This window comes from Pseudomonas paralactis (genome assembly GCF_001439735.1).
In the GTDB taxonomy this organism is placed as follows: domain Bacteria; phylum Pseudomonadota; class Gammaproteobacteria; order Pseudomonadales; family Pseudomonadaceae; genus Aquipseudomonas; species Aquipseudomonas paralactis.
In genome coordinates this window covers 548,087-566,630 of sequence record NZ_JYLN01000001.1, presented here as the reverse complement: position 1 = coordinate 566,630, position 18,544 = coordinate 548,087, and the positions used below count along the sequence as shown (strand labels likewise).

At 61.5% G+C, this 18,544-nt stretch carries 19 protein-coding genes; 11 read left to right on the top strand and 8 right to left on the bottom strand.

The annotated features are described in order from the left end of the window. Positions 1-4 precede the first annotated feature (4 nt). From TX23_RS02635 to yegS, 9 genes are all read left to right on the top strand, one after another. Entirely contained in the window at positions 5-2,182 is a 2,178-nt protein-coding gene (locus tag TX23_RS02635; protein WP_057700893.1) for a chemotaxis protein CheA, read from the top strand. Positions 2,183-2,230: 48 nt separating this feature from the next. Further along, on the top strand, positions 2,231-3,361 hold the full coding sequence (locus TX23_RS02630) for a protein-glutamate methylesterase/protein-glutamine glutaminase (protein ID WP_057700892.1): 1,131 nt from the start codon (positions 2,231-2,233) through the stop codon (positions 3,359-3,361). After that, complete coding sequence (locus TX23_RS02625) at positions 3,361-4,101, top strand: flagellar motor protein (RefSeq protein WP_005790033.1); 741 nt, start codon at positions 3,361-3,363, stop codon at positions 4,099-4,101. Before TX23_RS02630 ends, TX23_RS02625 begins: the two co-directional genes overlap by 1 nt. 151 nt (positions 4,102-4,252) lie before the next feature. Continuing rightward, on the top strand, positions 4,253-5,140 hold the full coding sequence (motD, locus tag TX23_RS02620) for a flagellar motor protein MotD (protein ID WP_057700891.1): 888 nt from the start codon (positions 4,253-4,255) through the stop codon (positions 5,138-5,140). 51 nt (positions 5,141-5,191) lie between these two features. Beyond that, the gene (locus TX23_RS02615) at positions 5,192-5,980 is read left to right on the top strand and encodes a ParA family protein (protein WP_014719332.1); all 789 of its coding nucleotides are present in this window, start codon (positions 5,192-5,194) and stop codon (positions 5,978-5,980) included. After that, positions 5,980-6,771 (top strand): CheW domain-containing protein, encoded by a 792-nt coding sequence (locus tag TX23_RS02610; RefSeq protein ID WP_057700890.1) that lies wholly within the window; start codon positions 5,980-5,982, stop codon positions 6,769-6,771. The genes TX23_RS02615 and TX23_RS02610 overlap by 1 nt, the downstream gene beginning before the upstream one ends. A 79-nt stretch (positions 6,772-6,850) precedes the next feature. After that, on the top strand, positions 6,851-7,333 hold the full coding sequence (locus TX23_RS02605) for a chemotaxis protein CheW (RefSeq protein WP_005790025.1): 483 nt from the start codon (positions 6,851-6,853) through the stop codon (positions 7,331-7,333). After that, positions 7,334-7,726 (top strand): DUF2802 domain-containing protein, encoded by a 393-nt coding sequence (locus TX23_RS02600; protein WP_005790023.1) that lies wholly within the window; start codon positions 7,334-7,336, stop codon positions 7,724-7,726. 223 nt (positions 7,727-7,949) lie between these two features. Next, positions 7,950-8,870: a lipid kinase YegS gene (gene yegS, locus TX23_RS02595; RefSeq protein WP_057700889.1), complete on the top strand. Its 921-nt coding sequence runs from the start codon at positions 7,950-7,952 to the stop codon at positions 8,868-8,870. On the opposite strand, the gene TX23_RS02590 is transcribed toward yegS, so the two are convergent. The 3 genes from TX23_RS02590 to TX23_RS02580 all read right to left on the bottom strand — a co-directional run bounded on the left by TX23_RS02590 (position 8,829) and on the right by TX23_RS02580 (position 11,153). Beyond that, positions 8,829-9,488 (bottom strand): response regulator, encoded by a 660-nt coding sequence (locus TX23_RS02590; protein WP_057700888.1) that lies wholly within the window; start codon positions 9,486-9,488, stop codon positions 8,829-8,831. The genes yegS and TX23_RS02590 overlap by 42 nt on opposite strands. Next, positions 9,485-10,378 carry a sensor histidine kinase gene (locus tag TX23_RS02585; RefSeq protein ID WP_057700887.1) on the bottom strand — a complete coding sequence of 298 codons (894 nt, stop codon included), beginning with the start codon at positions 10,376-10,378 and terminating at the stop codon, positions 9,485-9,487. The genes TX23_RS02590 and TX23_RS02585 overlap by 4 nt, the downstream gene beginning before the upstream one ends. A gap of 328 nt (positions 10,379-10,706) precedes the next feature. Next, positions 10,707-11,153, bottom strand: coding sequence for a hypothetical protein (locus TX23_RS02580; RefSeq protein ID WP_186558462.1), 447 nt, complete (start codon positions 11,151-11,153; stop codon positions 10,707-10,709). A 548-nt stretch (positions 11,154-11,701) separates the two neighbouring features. Between TX23_RS02580 and TX23_RS02575 the strand changes: the two genes are divergently transcribed. Continuing rightward, positions 11,702-12,637 (top strand): chemotaxis protein CheV, encoded by a 936-nt coding sequence (locus TX23_RS02575; protein ID WP_057700886.1) that lies wholly within the window; start codon positions 11,702-11,704, stop codon positions 12,635-12,637. Between the two features lie 38 nt (positions 12,638-12,675). Beyond that, the gene (locus TX23_RS02570) at positions 12,676-13,482 is read left to right on the top strand and encodes an MOSC domain-containing protein (protein WP_057700885.1); all 807 of its coding nucleotides are present in this window, start codon (positions 12,676-12,678) and stop codon (positions 13,480-13,482) included. Positions 13,483-13,531: 49 nt separating this feature from the next. Here the strand turns inward: TX23_RS02570 and ppnP are convergent, their stop codons facing one another. The 5 genes from ppnP to atuD all read right to left on the bottom strand — a co-directional run bounded on the left by ppnP (position 13,532) and on the right by atuD (position 18,537). Next, positions 13,532-13,813 (bottom strand): pyrimidine/purine nucleoside phosphorylase, encoded by a 282-nt coding sequence (ppnP, locus tag TX23_RS02565; RefSeq protein ID WP_017527650.1) that lies wholly within the window; start codon positions 13,811-13,813, stop codon positions 13,532-13,534. Between the two features lie 197 nt (positions 13,814-14,010). After that, positions 14,011-14,553 (bottom strand): exonuclease domain-containing protein, encoded by a 543-nt coding sequence (locus tag TX23_RS02560; RefSeq protein WP_057700884.1) that lies wholly within the window; start codon positions 14,551-14,553, stop codon positions 14,011-14,013. Between the two features lie 75 nt (positions 14,554-14,628). Further along, entirely contained in the window at positions 14,629-16,512 is a 1,884-nt protein-coding gene (locus TX23_RS02555) for an acetyl-CoA carboxylase biotin carboxylase subunit (protein ID WP_057700883.1), read from the bottom strand. A 109-nt stretch (positions 16,513-16,621) separates the two neighbouring features. After that, entirely contained in the window at positions 16,622-17,383 is a 762-nt protein-coding gene (locus TX23_RS02550) for an enoyl-CoA hydratase-related protein (RefSeq protein ID WP_057700882.1), read from the bottom strand. Continuing rightward, entirely contained in the window at positions 17,380-18,537 is a 1,158-nt protein-coding gene (atuD, locus tag TX23_RS02545) for a citronellyl-CoA dehydrogenase (RefSeq protein WP_057700881.1), read from the bottom strand. The genes TX23_RS02550 and atuD overlap by 4 nt, the downstream gene beginning before the upstream one ends. Positions 18,538-18,544 lie beyond the last annotated feature (7 nt).

The following is an 18,544-nucleotide window of genomic DNA, read 5'->3' as shown; positions in this document are numbered from 1 at the left end:
CCACATGAGCTTCGGCGCCGATGAAGAAATCCTTCAGGATTTCCTTGTAGAGGCCGGCGAAATTTTAGAGCAACTGTCCGAACAACTGGTCGAGCTGGAAAGCCGACCGGATGATGCGAACCTGCTCAATGCAATTTTTCGCGGTTTTCACACTGTAAAAGGGGGCGCCGGCTTCCTCCAGCTCCATGAGCTGGTGGAGTGCTGCCACATCGCCGAGAACGTGTTCGACATCCTGCGCAAGGGTGAGCGTCACGTTGATTCGGAATTGATGGACGTGATTCTCGAAGCACTGGATGCGGTCAACGGCATGTTCAGCCAAGTGCGTGAACGTGCACCGATCACGGCGGCCACCCCGGAACTGCTGGCTGCCCTGGCGCGCCTGGCTGAACCTGCCGCGGCTGCACCGGTGGCACAAGCCGCGCCGGAGCCGGTGGTAGAAGCCGAGCCGGACGTGACCGACAGCGAGTTCGAACAACTGCTGGACTCGCTCAATGCGGTCAAGGCCGAGGCAGAAGCACCGCCTGCACCTGTCGCCACGCCGACCAGCGAAGACATCACCGACGCAGAATTTGAATCCCTGCTCGACCAGTTGCATGGCAAGGGCCAGTTCGCCGCCGATGCCGTGGCCCCTGTGGCGCCGCCGCAAGCGTCGTCTGCCACTGCCAGCACCGACATTACCGACGATGAGTTCGAAGCGCTGCTCGACCAACTGCATGGCAAGGGCACCTTTGCGGCCGAAGCCCTGCCGGAAGTTGCGGCCACGGCTGCCGCCCCGGCCGCCAAGGCAGAGCCAGCAGGCGACGGGCTGATCTCCGATCACGAGTTCGAAGCCCTGCTGGACGAGTTGCACGGCAAAGGCAAGTTCACCGAAGTGGCCCCGGCTGCCGCCGCAGCGGTCGCCACCGCAGCACCGGCGGCTGCCAAAGCCCCTGCGCCGGCCGCCAAACCGGTACCCGCGCCGACACCTGCCCGTGCAGCGGCACCGGCCGCCGCGGAAAAGCCCGCCAGTGAAGCCGAAACCACCGTGCGTGTGGATACCGCACGTCTGGACGACATCATGAACATGGTCGGCGAACTGGTGCTGGTGCGTAATCGCCTGGTGCGCCTGGGCCTGAACAGCGGCGACGAAGCCATGCAAAAGGCCGTGTCGAACCTCGACGTGGTCACCGCCGACCTGCAAACCGCGGTGATGAAAACGCGGATGCAGCCGATCAAAAAAGTCTTCGGCCGTTTCCCGCGCCTGGTTCGCGACCTGGCGCGCCAGCTCAAGAAAGAAATCAACCTGGAACTGGTGGGCGAAGAAACCGACCTGGACAAGAACCTCGTCGAGGCCCTGGCCGACCCGCTGGTCCACTTGGTGCGCAACGCGGTCGACCACGGGGTAGAAACCCCGGAAGAGCGCGAAGCCGCCGGCAAGTCGCGCAACGGCAAAGTGATTTTGGCGGCGGAGCAAGAGGGCGACCACATCCTGCTGTCGATCACCGATGACGGCAAAGGCATGGACCCGACCATCTTGCGCAATATCGCGGTCAAGCGTGGCGTGATGGACAAGGACGCCGCCGACCGCCTGACCGACACCGAGTGCTACAACCTGATCTTCGCCCCGGGCTTCTCGACCAAGACCGAGATTTCCGACGTGTCCGGCCGTGGCGTGGGCATGGACGTGGTGAAAACCAAGATCAGCCAGCTCAACGGCTCGATCAACATCTACTCGACCAAGGGCCAGGGCTCCAAGATCGTCATCAAGGTGCCGTTGACTCTGGCGATCATGCCGACCCTGATGGTGATGCTGGGCAATCAGGCGTTCGCTTTCCCGCTGGTCAACGTCAACGAGATCTTCCACCTCGACCTGTCGCGCACCAATGTGGTGGACGGCCAGGAAGTGGTGATCGTGCGCGACAAGGCGTTGCCGTTGTTCTACCTCAAGCGTTGGCTGGTGGCCTCGGCTGCCCATGAAGAGCAGCGCGAAGGCCATGTGGTGATTCTGTCCGTGGGCACCCAGCGCATCGGTTTTGTGGTCGATCAACTGGTGGGCCAGGAAGAAGTGGTGATCAAGCCTTTGGGCAAGATGCTGCAGGGCACCCCGGGCATGTCGGGCGCGACCATTACCGGTGACGGTCGCATCGCGCTGATTCTCGATGTTCCAAGCATGCTCAAGCGTTACGCCGCACGGCGTATTTGATTCTGGTGGGGCAGGGCGGTCATGCCCGCCCCGCCTAACGGAGTGTTTATGGCAGTCAAGGTCCTGGTGGTGGACGATTCGGGTTTCTTCCGCCGCCGCGTCTCGGAAATTCTTTCCGCCGATCCAACGATCCAGGTGGTCGGCACGGCCACCAACGGTAAAGAGGCGATCGATCAGGCCATCGCGTTGAAGCCGGACGTGATCACCATGGACTACGAGATGCCGATGATGGACGGCATCACCGCCGTACGTCACATCATGCAGCGCTGCCCCACCCCGGTATTGATGTTCTCGTCGCTGACTCACGAAGGCGCGCGGGTAACCCTCGACGCGCTGGATGCCGGCGCGGTGGATTTTCTGCCGAAGAATTTCGAAGACATCTCGCGCAACCCCGACAAGGTCAAGCAGATGCTGTGCGAGAAGGTGCATAGCATCTCTCGCAGTAACCGTCGCAGCCTGTTCAGTACACCTGCGCCGGCCCCTGCACCTGCGCCCGCCGCGGCCGCGCCGACGTCATCGTTTGCACGCCCGGCGCCTGCGCCAGTGGCCCGGCCTGCGGTGGCGCCTGTACGTGCCGCCGCCGCACCGAGCGCCCATTCGCCAGCGCCCAAGCGCAAGGCTTATAAGCTGGTTGCCATCGGCACCTCCACCGGCGGCCCGGTGGCCTTGCAGCGGGTGTTGACCCAACTGCCGGCCAACTTCCCGGCGCCGATCGTGCTGGTGCAGCACATGCCCGCCGCCTTCACCAAGGCGTTCGCCGAGCGTTTGGACAAGCTGTGCCGGATCACCGTCAAGGAAGCCGAGGATGGCGACATCCTGCGCCCTGGCCTGGCGCTGCTGGCACCGGGTGGCAAGCAGATGATGGTCGACGGCCGCGGTGCGATCAAAATCCTGCCGGGCGATGAGCGCCTGAACTACAAACCGTGTGTGGACATCACCTTCGGTTCGGCAGCCAAGTCCTACGGCGACAAAGTTCTGGCGGTGGTGCTCACCGGCATGGGCGCCGATGGCCGTGAAGGCGCCCGCCTGCTCAAGCAGGGTGGCAGCGCCATCTGGGCCCAGGACGAAGCCAGCTGCGTGATCTATGGCATGCCTATGGCCATCGTCAAGGCTGACCTGGCTGATGCGGTCTACAGCCTGGACGACATTGGCAAGCATCTGGTGGAGGCCTGCCTCTGATGGATGTCTTGAGCCTGATCGGGATCACCATGGCGTTTGTCGCCATCATCGGCGGCAACTACCTCGAAGGCGGCCACCTTGGCGCCCTGGCCAATGGCCCGGCGGCGTTGATCGTGATCGGTGGCACCGTGGGCGCGGCGCTGTTGCAGTCGCCGTTGAGCTCGTTCAAGCGGGCCATGCAGATTCTGGTGTGGATCATTTTCCCCCCACGGGTCGACCTGCCTGGCGGCATAGACCGCGTGGTCAACTGGAGCCTCACCGCTCGCAAGGAAGGTTTGCTGGGCCTGGAAGGCGTGGCCGATGCCGAGCCCGACAGCTACGCCCGCAAGGGCCTGCAACTGCTGGTGGACGGCGCTGAGCCGGAAGCGATCCGCAGCATTCTGGAGGTGGATTTCTATACCCAGGAAAGCCGTGACATCAATGCGGCGAAAGTCTTTGAAAGCATGGGCGGCTACGCGCCGACCATCGGCATTATCGGCGCGGTGATGGGCCTGATCCACGTGATGGGCAACCTGGCTGATCCTTCGCAACTGGGCAGCGGTATTGCCGTGGCGTTTGTGGCGACCATCTATGGTGTGGCCAGTGCCAACCTGGTGCTGCTGCCGGTGGCCAGCAAGCTCAAGTCGATTGCCATGCGCCAGTCGCGTTACCGCGAAATGCTGCTCGAAGGCATCCTGTCGATTGCCGAGGGCGAGAACCCGCGCTCCATCGAATTGAAGCTTCAGGGCTTCATGGATTGATGCACATGAACACCCGTATTCCCGTAGGAGCGAGCTTGCTCGCGAAGAACCCGAGAGCGCCGCGTGCATCCAGAATGCCCGCGTCTGTATTGACGTTTTTCGCGAGCAAGCTCGCTCCTACAGTGGGGTGGGTGTGTGGAGGGGAGTGCCTGTGAGCCGTCGCCGTCGCGAGCCTGAAGAACACGTCAACCACGAGCGCTGGCTGGTGTCCTACGCGGATTTCATCACCTTGCTGTTCGCGTTTTTTGTGGTGATGTACTCGATCTCGTCGATCAACGAAGGCAAGTACAAGATCATTTCCCAGGCGCTGGTGGGCGTGTTCAACGATACCGAGCGCGCGCTCAAGCCGATTCCCATCGGTGAAGAGCGGCCCAGGACCGTCACCCCGGCCAAGCCGCTGGTCAACGACAGCGATGAAATCGCCGCCGGTGTCGGCGGTACCAGCGACCCGCTCAAAAGCATCGCCGACGACATCAGTGCCGCCTTTGGCGACCTGATCAGTTCCAACCAGATGACCGTACGCGGCAACGAGTTGTGGGTGGAGATCGAACTCAACTCCAGCCTGTTGTTCGCCAGCGCCGATGCGTTGCCCAGTGATCAGGCGTTCACCATCATCGACAAGGTGGCGGCAATCCTTAAACCGTTTGAAAACCCCATCCACGTGGAAGGTTTCACCGACAATTTTCCCATCAGCACCGCGCAGTACCCGACCAACTGGGAACTGTCCTCGGCCCGTGCGTCGAGCATCGTGCGCATGTTGGCCATGCAGGGTGTGAACCCGCAGCGGCTGGCGTCGGTGGGCTATGGTGAATTCCAGCCGGTGGCCAATAACGCCACAGTGGAAGGGCGTGCACGCAACCGCCGGGTGGTGCTGGTGGTGTCGCGCAACCTGGATGTACGACGCAGCCTGACCGGTACCGGCACGGCAAATGCAACACCGGATGCGGCGTTGAAGCGCGCTGGCACACAAACTGCACCGGCCCCTGCAAAGCCGCCGGTACGGGCAAGCGCCGTCAATTCTCCGTCACCGGCTCAATAACCTTATGCAATGTCTCGGTCGCGCCTGTGCCCACCGGGAGGAACCAACCGAATGAGAGTCTGGGCAGTTGCCAATCAAAAGGGTGGAGTCGGCAAGACCACCACTTCCATCGCCTTGGCCGGCTTGCTGGCCGAAGCGGGCAAGCGTGTGGTCGTGGTCGACCTCGACCCCCACGGGTCCATGACCAGCTATTTTGGCTACGACCCGGATGCGCTGGAACACAGCTGCTATGACCTGTTCCTGCACAAGGGCAGCGTGCCGGCGGATCTACCCGGGCAACTGCTGTTGCCCACCAGCAACGAGAGCATTTCACTGTTGCCGTCGAGCACTGCGCTGGCCACCCTTGAGCGTCAGTCGCCAGGGCAGAGCGGCCTGGGCCTGGTGATCGCCAAGACCCTGGCGCAACTGTGGCAGGACTTCGACTACGCGATCATCGACAGCCCGCCGTTGCTGGGCGTGCTGATGGTCAATGCCCTGGCGGCCAGCCAGCAATTGGTGATCCCGGTACAGACCGAGCACCTGGCCGTCAAAGGCCTGGAGCGCATGGTCAGCACCCTGGCGATGATCAACCGTTCGCGCAAACAGGCGCTGCCGTTCAGCATCGTGCCGACGTTGTTCGACCGCCGTACCCAGGCATCCCTTGGCACCTTGCGGGTATTGCGTGATGCCTACCCGGACACCATCTGGAACGGTTACATCCCGGTGGACACACGCCTGCGTGACGCCAGCCGTGCGGGGCTTACGCCGTCGCAGTTCGACGGCAAGAGCCGTGGCGTGCTGGCCTACCGTGCGTTGCTCAAGCATCTGCTGTCACAGCAGCTTGTGGCGCAGGTGGCGTGATGAACCGTCCTGTCGAATTCAAGACCCGACCGCAACTGGCGCTGGAATCCTACCTGGATGCCCTGCTGCAGGATGCGACGGACGAGGAACTACCGGAACCGATTCTGGTACTTGAACCTGCTGTCGAGCCTGTCAGTACGCTGGACGAATTCCAGCAGGCCGTGATGCAAGAGCAGGCGCGCGATGCGCAGGTGGCGGAGGCTCCAGTCGTGGTGCCGATCACCCCTGCAGTGGTGGCGCCGGTGGTGGTCGAGCCGGTGGTGGAGGTGCACTTGCCGCCGAGTATCACGCCACCGCCGGTTACCGGTGACGGTCGCCCGGCGTGGGCGGCCGAGCCGTTCGAGTGCCTGCTGTTCGACGTCGCCGGCTTGACCCTGGCAGTGCCGCTGGTGTGCCTGGGCTCGATCTATTCGCTCGAAGGCCAGGAGCTGACACCGTTGTTCGGCCAGCCGGAGTGGTTCCTCGGCATCCTGCCCAGCCAGGCCGGCAACCTCAAGGTGCTGGACACCGCGCGTTGGGTGATGCCCGACCGCTACCGCGACGATTTTCGCCAGGGTCTGCAATACGTGATTTCGGTGCAGGGCTACGAATGGGGGCTGGCGGTGCACCAGGTCAGCCGCTCGTTGCGTCTGGACCCCAATGAAATCAAATGGCGCAGCCACCGTGGCCAGCGCCCCTGGCTGGCGGGCACCGTGATTGAACACATGTGCGCATTGCTGGATGTCGCTGAACTGGCCGAGTTGATCGCCAGCGGTGCGGTCAAGGCGATGCCTCAGAACACACGCAGTTGATTGAACAATAAGGGCCGTGCGGTTGCGCGGCGCACTAGTACACACGCCGTCGATAGCGGCACTTGAAGGGGTTACACGAATGAACAAGTCAGCGTCCGCACAAGGTTTGGATGATCCGATTCTGCAATGGGTTACCTTCAAACTCGACAACGAGACCTACGGTATTAACGTGATGCGCGTGCAGGAAGTGCTGCGCTACACCGAGATCGCTCCGGTACCGGGTGCACCGAGCTACGTGCTGGGCATTATCAACCTGCGTGGCAATGTGGTGACGGTCATCGACACCCGCCAGCGTTTTGGCCTGGACACGGTTGAAGTCAGCGACAACACCCGTATCGTGATCATCGAAGCCGACAAGCAAGTGGTCGGGATCATGGTCGACAGCGTGGCCGAAGTGGTTTACCTGCGCCAATCGGAAGTGGAAACCGCGCCGAACGTCGGTAACGAAGAATCGGCCAAGTTCATCCAGGGCGTGTGCAACAAGAACAACGAACTGCTGATCCTGGTTGAGCTGGACAAGATGATGAGCGAAGAAGAGTGGTCGGAACTGGAGAGCATCTGATTGTTCCTTGAGGCGGCGGTGATTGTCCTGGCCCTGTTGTGGGCCGGGACCTTGGCGTTTGTACTGCGCTATATGCGTCAGCAACGGGAGTTGGCCTTGCAACAGGCCGAACGCGACGCCGTACGTGACCGGCGCATTCTGGAGCTGGTCAAGCGCGTGGATCATTACCAGCAGAGTGCAGTGCGGGTCGGTGATGAAGTGCACGAACTGCGCGCGATTCTCGGGCCTTTGCCGGATAAGTTGGTGCAGTTGGAACAGCGCGATCCTTCCAACCTGTCGTTTGCCCAGGCGGCCAAGCTGGTGGGGATGGGCGCGACGGTGGATGAGCTGACCCAGTCCTGCGGCTTGACCCAGGCCGAGGCGCAGTTGATGAGTAAATTGCACAAGAGCTGATTCGGTTGGCTGGGTTCAATGTGGGAGCGAGCTTGCTCGCGAAAAACCTCAACATGACGCGTGTTTCCTGATTAAGCGTGGTGCCTGTGGGTTTCTCGCGAGCAAGCTCGCTCCTACAGTAGGTACCTTTTGAGCATCAGCCAATTTTTCTCCTGCGACAGACTTTTCCCGTTCTCCAAGGGTCAACATCCTTCAAGCACCTTGACCCAGGAGATACCCCCAAATGACCACCCCCAAAGCCCTGTTGATCCTCCATGGCAAACAAGCCCTGAACGAGGACGTGCGTGCCGCTGTGCTGGCCCGACGTGAGCAGGGTTGGGAGCTGGCGGTGCGGGTGACCTGGGAGGGCGGTGATGCCAAGCGCCTGGTCCATGAAGCGCTGGCTGATGGTTACACCCACATCGTCGCCGGCGGCGGCGACGGCACGCTGCGTGATGTGGCCGAGGCCATGGCGCAGGCCAAGGCCGACGCCAGCCTGGTGTTGATGCCGCTGGGCACCGCCAATGACTTTGCCAAGGCTGCGGGTGTGCCGTTGGAGCCGGCCGGTGCCCTGGCGTTGCTGGACGTCGAGCCCAGGGCCATCGATCTGGGCCAGGTGGGCGGGCAGATTTTCCTGAACATGGCCACCGGCGGTTTCGGCAGCCAGGTGACGGCCAACACCTCCGAAGACCTGAAGAAAGTCCTCGGCGGCGCCGCTTACCTGTTCACCGGTTTGTCGCGCTTCAGCGAATTGAAGGCCGCCTACGGTGAATTGGAAGGTCCGGATTTCCACTGGAAAGGTGAATTGCTTGCGCTGGGCATCGGTAACGGTCGTCAGGCCGGCGGCGGGCATGTGCTGTGCCCCGGCGCACTGGCCGATGACGGGCTGTTGGACGTCAGCATCCTGCCGGCGCCCCAGGAAGTGGTCGGCACCCTGCGCGAGTTAATGAGCAATGGGTGGGAGCTGGACACCATGTTCGTCCGCGCGCGCCTGCCGTGGGTGGATATCAAGATGGCGCAAGGCTTGTATATCAACCTTGATGGCGAGCCGCTGGAGGGCGACGACCTGCATTTCGAAGCGCTGCCCAAGGCGCTGCGCGTGCACCTGCCGTTGGGTTCGCCGTTAGTCGTCCAGGCTGATGATTTGCTCACGCACGGCGAATAACACCAGGCCCGCCACGTCGAAAATCTGCAAACGCTTCATGATCTGCGAGCGGTGGGCTTCCACGGTCTTGATGCTCAAGCCCAGGCCGTGGGCGATTTCCCGGGTGGACTTGCCGCGTACGATCAAGCGCAAAATCTCCAGTTGCCGCGCCGTGAGGTTATGGCTGTGGGCAACGGGTGCGCTGGGGCCCTGGCTGCGGACCAGCGCCTGGTTGATCACCGTGTGGGCGATGGCGGGGCTCAGGTAGCGTTCGTTGTTACGCAGGGCCAGCAGGGCATGTTCCAGCTCGGTGGCGGTGGTGTCCTTGAGCAGGTAGCCGTGGGCGCCGGATTCCAGCGCGCGCATGATCAGGTCCGGCTCGGTGTGCATCGACAGAATCAGCACTTTGCACTTGGGGTAAAAGCGTTTGAGTTGCTGCAAGGCATCCAGCCCGCCGGTGTGCTTCATCGACAGGTCGAGCAGCACGATATCCGGCTGCAAGGCACTGTATTGCTCCACCAATTGCGCGCCATCGCTGGCTTCACCGATCACGTTGTAGCCGGGAATATCCAGAATCAGCGCACGCACACCGGCGCGAATCAGGGCGTGGTCATCCACCAGGAGTAAATTACAGATCACTCGAGAACCTTAGGGGCGCTGGCCCGTTCGAGAGCGCGCGGCGCCCAGGGGAAAAGTGCGTTGATGCGGGTGCCTTTGCCGGGCTGGCTGCTGATGGAAAAGGTGCCCCCCAGCTGGTGTGTGCGTTCACACATACCGGCCATGCCCCGTTGGCCTTCCCGGCCCGGGTCGGGGGCGGGCGAGAACCCCTGGCCGTCATCGCAGATTATCAGCGACAGGCCTTCAGGCAGGCGTTGCAGGCGCACCAGCAGGTTGTGCGCCTGTGCATGGCGAAGCATGTTGGTCACCGCTTCCTGGGTGATGCGAAAGGCCGCCACGGCCATTTCTTCGGGGATGCCGGTGAGCCGTTGCTGGCACTCCAGGCTCCAGCACACCTGGGTGTTTTCCAGGGTCTTGAGCAGGTGCGCGCGCAGGCTGGCTTCCAGGCCCAGGCTGGTCAATTGGCGGGGGTTGAGGATGGCGGAGACGTCGCGCACCTTGGCCAGGGTTTCATTCAGGGTATTGCACAGCACCGAGCAATGGTTGTGCAGATCCGGGGGCAGGCGGCGCTGCAACCATTCGCTTTGCAGTTTGGCGGCGGTCAGCAGTTGGCCGATATCATCATGCAGTTCGCGGCTGAGCCGGTGACGTTCGTTCTCTTGAACTTGCAACAGGCGGTCGGCCAGCTCCTGGGGCTCGAACTTGATGGCCTTGCGCGAATGCCACTGTTGCAGGCCCACCGCTACCAGCGTGGCGAGGTTGAGCAGCAGGATCAGCAACGGCAGCGGCTCGTGCTGCAGATAGGCCCACAAGCTGGCCAGCAATGAGCACAGGCACAGCGCAAGGGTAAGGCGGCGCGCATGGCGGCGGGACACGGACCTGGCGATAAGTAACTTGAGACGGGCGAACATAGCGGATGGAGCCAATGAGGGTTCACTACGGGGAGGCCGGTTGACCGGGCTCTGTGTGGAGTCTGCTGCCAAATCGTCTTTAAACATAGTGAAGTTACATCACTTCGAGAGGGGGCATAGTACCACCCCCGCTTACCGTTGGTCGTCTGATTGGCTTTGGTCCACACAAATACTCTGGGCGTTAATCCCAGAGTTGAAAGTGGTAAGTTGTATTAACGAAGTTGGTTTGTATAGTTTATTGCGTTGATGGCTAATTGAAATTTACCCATTGCCTCCAAGCAGGTCGTTTTTAGATAACCAGGCAGTTAAATACGACCTGCACGAGCGCCTACGACCGGTGATGCACGTGCGGCGGCTTATGGCTCAAATCCTTTTGCGGAATCTGCAAGGCAACCGTGGCGATCAATGAAGTTTGCTCGCTTTCATCCAGGCTTAGTTCGCCGGTGCGTGTGTCGATCAGTTCCAGTTGCCAGGCCAGCAGGGTCAGGCAGTCATGCAGCGCATCCAGCGCTTCGTCATGCAACTGCAGGGGGCTTTGGGCATTGGCGATCAGATTTTGAAGATGCCCCGAGAACTCGCTGATCGCCTGCAGCGCCAGGCCATCGGCTTTTTCAGCCAGTTTGGCCAGGCTGGCTTTCATGCAGTCGATGGCGTCGCTGTCGTTGCGGATCAGATGCAGATGGCTCAAACACTCTTCGGACTTGCCCAAAAGCAGTTGAGCCTCGCTCAAGAAAGCGAGAAGTGCTGTTTGCCATTCGTTTGCGCTATTCATCATGCAAGTCTCCGCAACGTAAGGTCGGGTGATGAGATGTCGCACCGGGTGAATGGCTTAAAACTAGCGCTGAAATACGACTGGGACTTGTAGGTCGCTTCCGATGTTTTAGTAGGATGTTTATTGAAATGCTCACGAAAGTCGTATGTAGCCCCTGGTGTGCGGGATGACACGACTTCAGTTGCCGATACGTGAGTGCCTGAAAGGCCCGTGGGCCAACGGCTGGGGATGGCAAACAAAAGCCTGACTCCATTCATGCAATGAGAATGGCGTCACATTAATGGCTATTAGATATCGCGAATATCAGGTTGGACCTGATTGCGTATAGGGGAATCCCCTATATGGCGGAACTGCACGTTGATTCGACTGTCGCGCAAGGTGCCTTGAAATAGCGGTAAGGCACGAAGCAGTAAAGCATGATGTCAGTGTGACATCAATGAATTTACATGGCATTTTATCGGGGTCAAGGTCTGGCGCTTGCCGCCGATAACGTGCCTATACAACTGCACACCCTCTCAATGCGCCTGCGGCGTGTACACCAGGAGCTTTTAATGGCCGGCATTCTCGACACGGTAGATCAACGCACGCAATTGGTGGGTGAGAACCGCCTGGAAATTCTCATGTTCCGCCTCTTCGGACGGCAGTTGTTCGCGATCAATGTGTTCAAAGTGCAGGAAGTGCTGCAATTACCCAAGCTGACACTGATGCCCCAGCGCCACCCGTTCGTGTGCGGGGTGGTCAACCTGCGTGGTCAGACCCTGCCGGTGATCGACCTGTCCCAGGCCATCGGTATGCGCCCTTTGGTGCCGGGCCCCAACAGCACCATCATCGTCACCGAGTACAACCGTTCAGTGCAGGCGTTTCTGGTGGGCGGCGTCGACCGCATCGTCAACATGAACTGGGAAGCCATCCTGCCGCCGCCGACCAGCGCCGGTCGCCAGCACTATCTCACCGCCATCAGCAAGGTCGATGACCAATTGGTGGAAATCATCGACGTGGAAAAGGTCCTCGCCGAGATCGTGCCTTATAACGCCAAGGTTTCGCGGGAAAAACTCGAAGACCCGGTGCTCGAACGCGCCCGTGGTCGCGAAGTGCTGCTGGTGGACGACTCCAACGTGGCCCTCTCGCAGTTGCGCGATACCCTCGGGCAGTTGGGCGTGAAGATGCACATCGCCAGCGACGGCCTCAAGGCGTTGAACATGCTCAAGGCCTGGGCCGACAGCGGCCAGGTGATGACCGATAAACTGCTGATGATCTTCACCGACGCCGAAATGCCCGAGATGGACGGCTACCGCCTCACCACTGAAATCCGCAACGACCCGCGCCTGCGCGGCCTCTATGTGGTGCTGCACACCTCGCTGTCGGGCAGCTTCAACGAGTCGATGGTGAAGAAGGTCGGCTGCGACAATTTCCTCTCCAAATTCCAGCCGGACAAGCTGGTGGATGTAGTACGCCAGCGACTGATGTTGGACGAAGTGCCCGCCTGACCTTAGGATGACACTTTGTTTCCCAGGAAGGCAGGCCCATGCTTCGTCTCAGCGCGTTGTACCGTTACCCCCTTAAATCCGGCAAGGCCGAAGCCTTGCAGCACATCGGCCTGGATAAACTCGGCCTGCAAGGGGATCGACGCTGGATGCTGGTGGACGAAGCCAGTGGGCGGTTCCTGACGCAGCGGGCTGTGGCGAAGATGAGCCAATTGTCGGCGCTGTGGAGCGACGCAGGCGGCCTGACCCTGCGTTCGCCGGGCTACTCGACGTTGGACGTGGCGTTGCCCGATGGCGCCAGCGAACTGCGCGGCGTGACCATTTGGCGCGACACCCTGCGCGTGCCGGATGCCGGGGATGAGGCCGCCGCCTGGGTCGGCGAGTTTATTGGCAAGCCGACGCGCCTGGTGCAACTGCCACTGGAGCGTGCACGCACTACCGAAGCCGGCTACGGCAAGGACGACGACAAGGTCGGTTTTGCCGACGGCTACCCGTTGCTGCTGATCGGTCAGGGCTCCCTGGACGACCTGTGTGAGAAGATCGGCCGCCCGATGGAGATGCTGCGTTTTCGCCCCAACCTGGTGATCGAAGGCGCCGAGGCCTTTGCCGAAGATGGCTGGAAGCGCTTGCGCATCGGCGATGTGGAGTTCCGGGTGGTCAAGCCGTGCTCGCGGTGCATCCTCACCACCATCGACCCGCGCACCGGCGAGCGCAGCCCCGACCGCGAACCCTTCGCGACACTTCAGGCCTATCGCAATACCGAGAAGGGCGCGATGTTCGGCCAGAACCTGGTCAACGATGGCATTGGGCATCTGGAAGTTGGTATGCCGGTGACCATCCTGGAATAAAAAATGCCCGTCTCGCAGGAGACGGGCATTTTTTTGTATCGGGTATCGCTTAGCCGCGGTATTCACACAGGTAAGCGGTGTCCACGGCGACCTTCAACTGGAACTTGCTGTTGGCCGGTACGTTGAACTGGCTGCCGGCGGCGAAGGTTTCCCACTCGGCGTCGGGCAGTTTGACGATCAGGGCGCCGGAGACCACGTGCATGATTTCACGTTGGGCGGTGCCGAATTCGTATTCACCCGGAGCCATTACGCCGATGGTCGCCGGACCTTCTGCGGTGCCGAAAGCGATCGACTTGACGGTGCCGTCGAAGTATTCGTTGACTTTGAACATGGGTGAATCCTCAAAAAAGGGTCAAGGCTTACGCTAACCATTGTAGGAGCGAGCTTGCTCGCGAAGATCGTTAACGATAACGCAGCGCATCCGGTTAAACGCGGTGCTCTCAGGTTTTTCGCGAGCAAGCTCGCTCCTACAGGTGGGCAGCATCAAGGAAAGTGGTTGTCCAGTATGCCCAAGGCTGTGGACGCTGCCTAGACCGGCAAAATCAACGGCAACAGGCGCGCGGTGTTGCGTGCATCCTCCAGGGCCCGATGCTGCTGGCCATTGAACTGCATCCCCGCCAATTGCAGCGCACCATTGAGCCCCAGGGGCTTGTCCAGGCGCCGGGCCTTGGCAAAGCGTTGCTTGAGGTTCACATGGGGCGTTTGCCCCAGTGCGCTGGCCAGGCCATGGCGCTGCCACTCCAGCTCAAGCTGCACGCGATCATAGTCACCCCAGCTGGCCCAGCCTTCCAGGCGTGCCTGGTGCTGGCCCAGCCAGCGTTCGAACAGCGGCCACACCTCGGTGATCGGTGTGGCTGCGTCAATATTGGCCTGGGTGATATGGGTCAGTTGGCGGCAAAAGGGCGTCAGCAACGGCCGTCGCAGTGGCCGCACAAAGCGCTGAAAGTGATCCAGTTCGCGGCCCTGGCGGTTGACCAGGCTGGCGCCGATCTCGATGACTTCCATCTCCGTCACGGGCCAGCCGCCGTCATCCGTTGTGGCTTCAAGGTCAATAATCAGCCAATGAGGCATGGTGCAGGTTCCCGTACTCGTCCCTTTCTGTTGGGGATAGAGCGTAGCCCGGCCCTGTAGTTCCGCCTAGGGGCGTTATTCGATCTGTAGCAAAACCTGACGATTGCGCACTTGATCGCCCGCCATGACCTGCACCGCCTTGACGATGCCGTCGATACCGGCCTTCAGCGGGTGCTCCATTTTCATTGCTTCGAGTACCAGCAACAGCTGGCCCTGGGTGACCGTGTCGCCGACGCTGACCTGGATGTCGACAATCGCGCCATCCATCGGCGCCTTGATCGTGCCGCTGCTGGCATCCACCTGGCGGCTGGCGACTTGCTGGGTGCGGTTGCTCACCTGCACGCCGGGTAGCCACAGCCGGGTAGCGTCGAGAGCGTAGGGGACACGTCGGCGAATGCCGTTGAGCACCAGGGTGGCCCAGCGACCGTCGGTGGTGAGTTGCAGGTCATCTGCACTCACGGTGTGGATTTGGCCATTGACCTCCAGGCGATAAGTGCACGGGACATGGGCGGTGTTACGCCATCCCGCCAGGCCTTGGGGATGCTGGTCGGCGCTGTGTCGGTAAAACAGCGCCGCTGCCAGACTGAGCTGTTCAACCGATGGCGCCTGAGGCGCTATCTGGCCGAAGTGTTCGGCGATAAAGGCGGTGCTGAACTTGCCGGCGATAAAATCCGGCTGTTTGAGCAAATCAACCAAGAGCCGCTGATTGGTGGTGACACCCAGTAGCACGGTGTCTTCCACGGCCCGCAGCAACTTTCGGCGGGCTTCTTCACGGGTGGCGCCGTGGGCGATGATCTTGCCCAGCATCGGGTCGTAGAACGGGCTGATGGTTTCGCCTTCGCGTAGGCCATGGTCGATGCGCACGCAGGCGGCGGGCTCCCAGCGCAACACGTCACCGGTTTGCGGCAGGAAGCCCTGGGCCGGGTCTTCGGCGTACAGGCGCACTTCCATGGCGTGGCCGGTCAGGGTCACCTGTGATTGGGTGAGTGGCAGCGGTTGGCCGGCGGCGATCTGCAACTGCCAGTCCACCAGGTCAAGGCCGGTGATCAGCTCGGTCACCGGGTGTTCGACTTGCAGGCGCGTGTTCATTTCCAGGAAATAAAACCGGCCATTGCGGTCGAGCAGAAACTCCACGGTACCGGCGCCGACGTAGCTCACTGCACGCCCTGCCTTGAGTGCCGCGTCGCCCATGGCCTGGCGCAGTTCCGGCGTCATCACTGGGCAGGGCGCTTCTTCGATGACTTTCTGATGGCGGCGCTGGATAGAACAGTCGCGCTCGCCCAGGTAGATCAGGTTGCCATGGCTGTCGCCAAACAGTTGCACCTCAACGTGGCGCGGTTCGATCAGGGCCTGCTCAAGGATCAGTTCGTCGCTGCCGAACGCGTTCAGCGCCTCGGAGCGCGCCGTGCGCAGTTGTTCCAGCAGTTGGCCAGGTTGGTGCACCAGGCGCATGCCGCGCCCACCGCCACCGGCGCTGGCCTTGATCATCAGCGGGAAGCCGATGCGCTCGGCTTCCTGTTGCAGCGTGGCGTCGTCCTGGGCGCTGCCTTGGTAACCGGCGATGCAGGGTACGCCGGCGTCGAGCATGGCGAGTTTGGACAGGCGTTTGCTGCCCATCAGTTCGATGGCCTCGACGCTGGGGCCGATGAAGGTGAGATTGGCCTGCTGGCAGGCGCGGGCGAAGTCGGGGTTTTCCGAGAGGAAGCCGTAGCCGGGGTGGATGGCGTCGGCGCCGGTGAGTTGGGCGGCGTTGAGGAGGGCAGGGATGTTCAGGTAGGACTGCTGCACCGGCGCCGGGCCTATGTTTACGGCTTCGTCGGCCATCTGCACGTGCAGGGCATCGGAATCTGCCTCGCTGTAGACAGCTACGGTGCGATAGCCCAGTGCCTGGGCGGTGCGCTGGATGCGGCAGGCGATTTCGCCGCGGTTGGCGATGAGGATCTTGGTGAATGTGGGCATTGGGTTATCCCTTGATGAATGTGGCGTGTGTTGGGGCCTCTTCGCAGGCAAGCCAGCTCCCACATTTGAAATGTGTGCCCCTGTGGGAGCTGGCTTGCCTGCGATGGCGTCATCGAGACCAACTCGGCTTTCGCTTCTGCACAAAGGCCTGCGTCCCCTCGACCCCTTCTTCACTCCTCACCGCCTCGGCAAACCACTGCGCCCCACGGTCCAATACGTCGTCAAGCGGTTCATCCACGCTTGCCAGCAACAGGGCTTTGGTTCGCGCATTGGCCCCCGGCGCGCACTGCAATACCTGGCCCAACACTTCATCCAGCCGCTGCGCCAGTGCCTGCGCATCGTGCTCGACAAAATGCACCACCCCCAATCGGCCAGCCTCAATGCCATCAAAGCGCGCCGCCGTCAGCGCCAGCCTGCGTGCCTGGGTCAAGCCAATACGCTTGACTACAAACGGCGCAATCTGCGCCGGCAACAACCCCAGGCTGGTCTCCGGCAAGCCAAACTGCGTTTTGTGGTCAGCGATTGCAATATCGCTCACACACGCCAACCCAAACCCACCGCCCAGCACCGCGCCTTGCAGCACTACGACCACCACCTGCGGCAGCGCTTGAACCTCTTGCAGCAAGGTGCCAAACGCGCGGTTCAGCGCTTGTAACTGATCCCCCGCACCGACCAGGTCCTTCACATCGGCCCCCGCACAGAAATGCCCCCCCGCACCGCTGATCACCACGGCGCGCACCTGACTGTCCAACTGCGCCAGTACCGCTCGCAGTTCATTGACCATTTCAAGGCTCATCGCATTGCGGCATTCGGGCCGGTTGAGGGTGATGTGCAGCACGCCGTTATGGGCTTCCAGCAGCAGGGTACTCATGGCTTTTTACCGGGCAGGGTGCCCATCAGTTTGCAGATGATGCCCAGCATGATCTCGTCGGCACCGCCGCCAATCGATACCAGGCGCACGTCACGGTAGGCGCGGGCCACCGGGTTGTCCCACATAAAGCCCATGCCGCCCCAATATTGCAGGCAACTGTCGCTGACCTCACGGCCCAGGCGCCCGGCCTTGAGCTTGGCCATGGACGCCAGGCGGGTCACGTCCTGGCCCTTGATGTATTGCTCGGTAGCCTGGTAGACCAGAGCGCGCAGGCATTCGATTTCGGTGGCCAGTTCAGCCAGGCGAAAGTGGATCACCTGGTTGTCGATCAGCGCCTTGCCGAAGGTCTGGCGCTCTTTGCAGTATTCGATGGTGCTGTCGATGCAGTACTCCAGGCCCTTGATCATATTGGCCGCGCCAAACAGGCGTTCTTCCTGGAACTGCAACATTTGCATCATGAAGCCTGCGCCTTCATGACCGATGCGATTGCGCTGCGGTACACGCACGCCGTCGAAGAACACCTGGGCGGTTTCGGAGCTGTGCATGCCGAGCTTGTCCAGGGGTGGGCTGACGCTGATGCCCGGGCTGTTCATCGGCACCATGATCAGCGACTTGTTGATATGCGGCTTGTCGTCGGACGTGTTGGCGAGCAGGCAGATAAAGTCGGCGCTCGGCGAGTTGGTGATCCACATCTTGCTGCCGTTGATCACATAGTCATCACCGTCCTTGCGCGCATGGGTCTTGAGCCCGGCCACGTCGGAGCCGGCGCCGGTTTCCGACACGCCGATGCAGCCGACCTGTTCACCGCTGATGGCTGGGCGCAGGAACTCTTCACGCAATTGATCGGAGCCGAAGCGAGCCAGGGCCGGGGTGCACATGTCAGTCTGCACGCCGATGGACATGGGGATGCCGCCACAGCGGATGCTGCCGAACTCTTCGGCGGCGACGATGGAGTAGCTGTAATCCAGGCCCATGCCGCCGAACTGCTCCGGCTTGGAAATGCCCAGCAGGCCCAGGTCACCGGCCTTGCGGAAGATCTCGTGAATGGGAAAGCGCCCGGCTTTTTCCCACTCATCGACATGGGGGTTGATCTCGCGGTCGACAAAGGCGCGCACGGTGCGGCGCAGTTCCTGATGTTCCTGGGTGAAGATCATTTTTATT

What these genes read in the sequence shown, in the direction of transcription:
- TX23_RS02635 (WP_057700893.1), top strand. Translation starts at nt 5, where the DNA reads ATGAGCTTCGGCGCCGATGAAGAAATCCTTCAGGATTTCCTTGTAGAG.
- TX23_RS02605 (WP_005790025.1), top strand. Translation starts at nt 6,851, where the DNA reads ATGAACAAGTCAGCGTCCGCACAAGGTTTGGATGATCCGATTCTGCAA.
- TX23_RS02610 (WP_057700890.1), top strand. Translation starts at nt 5,980, where the DNA reads ATGAACCGTCCTGTCGAATTCAAGACCCGACCGCAACTGGCGCTGGAA.
- ppnP (WP_017527650.1), bottom strand. Translation starts at nt 13,813, where the DNA reads ATGTTCAAAGTCAACGAATACTTCGACGGCACCGTCAAGTCGATCGCT.
- TX23_RS02615 (WP_014719332.1), top strand. Translation starts at nt 5,192, where the DNA reads ATGAGAGTCTGGGCAGTTGCCAATCAAAAGGGTGGAGTCGGCAAGACC.
- TX23_RS02580 (WP_186558462.1), bottom strand. Translation starts at nt 11,153, where the DNA reads ATGATGAATAGCGCAAACGAATGGCAAACAGCACTTCTCGCTTTCTTG.
- TX23_RS02575 (WP_057700886.1), top strand. Translation starts at nt 11,702, where the DNA reads ATGGCCGGCATTCTCGACACGGTAGATCAACGCACGCAATTGGTGGGT.
- yegS (WP_057700889.1), top strand. Translation starts at nt 7,950, where the DNA reads ATGACCACCCCCAAAGCCCTGTTGATCCTCCATGGCAAACAAGCCCTG.
- TX23_RS02550 (WP_057700882.1), bottom strand. Translation starts at nt 17,383, where the DNA reads ATGAGTACCCTGCTGCTGGAAGCCCATAACGGCGTGCTGCACATCACC.
- TX23_RS02570 (WP_057700885.1), top strand. Translation starts at nt 12,676, where the DNA reads ATGCTTCGTCTCAGCGCGTTGTACCGTTACCCCCTTAAATCCGGCAAG.
- TX23_RS02630 (WP_057700892.1), top strand. Translation starts at nt 2,231, where the DNA reads ATGGCAGTCAAGGTCCTGGTGGTGGACGATTCGGGTTTCTTCCGCCGC.
- TX23_RS02560 (WP_057700884.1), bottom strand. Translation starts at nt 14,553, where the DNA reads ATGCCTCATTGGCTGATTATTGACCTTGAAGCCACAACGGATGACGGC.
- TX23_RS02625 (WP_005790033.1), top strand. Translation starts at nt 3,361, where the DNA reads ATGGATGTCTTGAGCCTGATCGGGATCACCATGGCGTTTGTCGCCATC.
- TX23_RS02585 (WP_057700887.1), bottom strand. Translation starts at nt 10,378, where the DNA reads ATGTTCGCCCGTCTCAAGTTACTTATCGCCAGGTCCGTGTCCCGCCGC.
- atuD (WP_057700881.1), bottom strand. Translation starts at nt 18,537, where the DNA reads ATGATCTTCACCCAGGAACATCAGGAACTGCGCCGCACCGTGCGCGCC.
- TX23_RS02555 (WP_057700883.1), bottom strand. Translation starts at nt 16,512, where the DNA reads ATGCCCACATTCACCAAGATCCTCATCGCCAACCGCGGCGAAATCGCC.